The organism is Frankia sp. AiPs1, from assembly GCF_023716945.1.
GTDB lineage: Bacteria > Actinomycetota > Actinomycetes > Frankiales > Frankiaceae > Frankia.
Window position 1 is genome coordinate 1 of record NZ_JAMQQF010000784.1, and the last position, 2,096, is coordinate 2,096.

Consider the following 2,096-nt stretch of genomic DNA (forward strand, 5'->3'; position numbering starts at 1 on the left):
GGCCGGGGGTGCGCCGGCCCGCGGGGTGCGCCGGCGGGGTGCGCCGGGCGGGATCAGGCGTTGGTGGCCGTCTTGAGGCCGTGCTCGGTGCAGCGCGCCGACCAGCCCGCGGGGGTCACCTGCACCACCATCCGCCGCCGGCAGACCCGACAGTAACGCGGGGGTTCGAGCTCACGGGCCTGCGCGCACGCCTCATGACTGCCCACACTGGCCAACTGACCGCAACGGTCACAGAACGAAGCGTCCACGAACGTCAGCTTAGGGCATGGCGCGACGCAGCCCGTTGCCGACAGCAGAGCCGACCGACAGCGGCTCCCCGCGGGCCCGACGAACACGCCGGGCGCCGGGTGGACCGGCTCGCCGATGGTCCGGGCCGGAAAAGCCCGGGGCGGGGTAGTCCCAGACGGGACGGTCCGAGCCGAGATGGTCCGGCCCAGGTACCTACACCCCGGGTGAAACCGCGCGGGACTCAGCCCACGGCGACCGGGTCGACCACGGCGATCAGGTCGCCGTCCTGGACGACGTCGCCCTCCTGAACCGCGATCCGGGCGACCGTGCCGCCATCCTCGCTGATCACCGGGATCTCCATCTTCATGGAGTCGAGGATGACGAGGGCGTCACCGGCGGCCACCGGGTCACCCACACCGACGACGACCTTCCAGACGTTGGCCACCATCTCCGCGCGGACTTCCTCGGCCATCGGGCTCCCTTCAGCGGCGAGTCGAACCTGGCAAGAGCCTAGTGCCATCGGTCACCCGGACCAACTGCCCTCCGCCCACAGGTGTGTTCGCACCGCAGCACAGAGGCGACTCGACCGCCCGGTGTTGGGACTGTCCGTCGTAACCCCGCAGACTACGGATGTGCTCGTACTTCTCGTGCTGACCCTGGTATGCGGGCTGGGCGTCGGCCTCGCCCGCGGCGGAACCCTCGGCGCCCTCGCCCGCGTCCACGTCCTGCGCCCGTGGTTGTTCGCCGCGGTGGTCCTGGTACTGGCGGTGGGCGGGCTCGTCCCGGCGCTGCACAGCCCCGCCTGGATCGTGGCGGCCGTGCTTGCCGCGTTGTTCGCCGGCATGAACAACCGACTGCCCGGACTCGGGCTGCTGGTAACCGGCATCATCGCCAACGCCGCCGTCATCACGGCGAACGGCGGGCAGATGCCGGTGTCGTTGTGGGGCGCGGACCATGCCGGCGTCCCGATCGACGACATCCTCAGCTCGGCGTTCCACACCCCTGCCGGGGACGGCACGAGCCTGCGGTTGCTCAGTGACATCATCGCGCTGCCCTTCCCGGGTGCGCCGGCGGTGGTGAGCATCGGCGACGTGGCGATGGCCGCGGCACTCGGGCTGTTCGGTGCCGTGACCCCGGTGCGAGCCTGGCGCACGCTGCGAGCCCGACGCCAGGCGGCGCTGGCCGGCGCACCGCCGGCGGGCTACGGCGGCTCGGGCGGGTTGATCGGCTCCGACGACCACTTCGACCAGGACGATCGCTTCGACCACGACGATCGCCTCGGTCAGGACGATCGCCTCGGTCAGGACGACCACCGCGCCCGCGGCGACCACGCCGGCTGGGATGAGCCCGATGTTGATCCCCACGCGGACGACGTGTTCGACGGCGGCTCACGCAGCGGCGCCGGGGGGATCCCCGAGGACGGGTCCGTCGGGACCGTCCGCCTGGTCGGGCAGGTCGGCGACGGCGGGGGCGGCGGGGGCGGCGCCCACCTCGGGGGCGGCGAACGAGACGTGGACGGCGAACGAGACGCGGACGGGACCACGAACGGCGACGCGGGCGGTGGCGGTAGGGGTGGGGATGGGGGCCCCACGGGCAGGTCTGTCACCACCCGCCGGCCCGGGCTGGCACGATGACTCCACATCCGATTGACGGAGGGGAGGACGCCATGGCGAAGAAGAAGCGCAAGCGGCGCGCGCGGGCCAAGAGCAAGGCCAACCACGGCAAGCGCCCGAACACATGAGCAACCCAGGGCGCCGGAGCAGCCTGATCGCCGGAGCAACGCCGGACACCGGAGCAACCCCGGCCACCGGAGCTATCCCGGCCCTCGGCGCTATGCCGGACACCTGACCAGCTCGGCGGGCCGTGCG

Annotated in this window: 4 protein-coding genes; 2 read left to right on the forward strand and 2 right to left on the reverse strand. The window is 72.5% G+C overall.

The window, feature by feature from the left end; translation table 11 throughout:
- Positions 1-53: 53 nt before the first annotated feature.
- On the reverse strand, positions 54-248 hold the full coding sequence (locus tag ND748_RS35195) for a hypothetical protein (RefSeq protein WP_374216080.1): 195 nt from the start codon (positions 246-248) through the stop codon (positions 54-56).
- A 221-nt stretch (positions 249-469) separates the two neighbouring features.
- Complete coding sequence (locus ND748_RS30620; RefSeq protein WP_251749767.1) at positions 470-700, reverse strand: biotin/lipoyl-binding carrier protein; 231 nt, start codon at positions 698-700, stop codon at positions 470-472.
- A gap of 175 nt (positions 701-875) precedes the next feature.
- Between ND748_RS30620 and ND748_RS30625 the strand changes: the two genes are divergently transcribed.
- Together ND748_RS30625 and ND748_RS35200 are read left to right on the forward strand one after the other, a co-directional pair.
- Positions 876-1,862, forward strand: coding sequence for a DUF5317 domain-containing protein (locus tag ND748_RS30625; protein ID WP_308205775.1), 987 nt, complete (start codon positions 876-878; stop codon positions 1,860-1,862).
- Between the two features lie 32 nt (positions 1,863-1,894).
- Entirely contained in the window at positions 1,895-1,969 is a 75-nt protein-coding gene (locus ND748_RS35200) for a 50S ribosomal protein bL37 (RefSeq protein ID WP_369299096.1), read from the forward strand.
- The last annotated feature ends 127 nt before the right edge of the window (positions 1,970-2,096 follow it).

Coding starts and splice junctions, on each gene's coding strand:
- ND748_RS30620 (WP_251749767.1), bottom strand. CDS start 700: ATGGCCGAGGAAGTCCGCGCGGAGATGGTGGCCAACGTCTGGAAGGTC.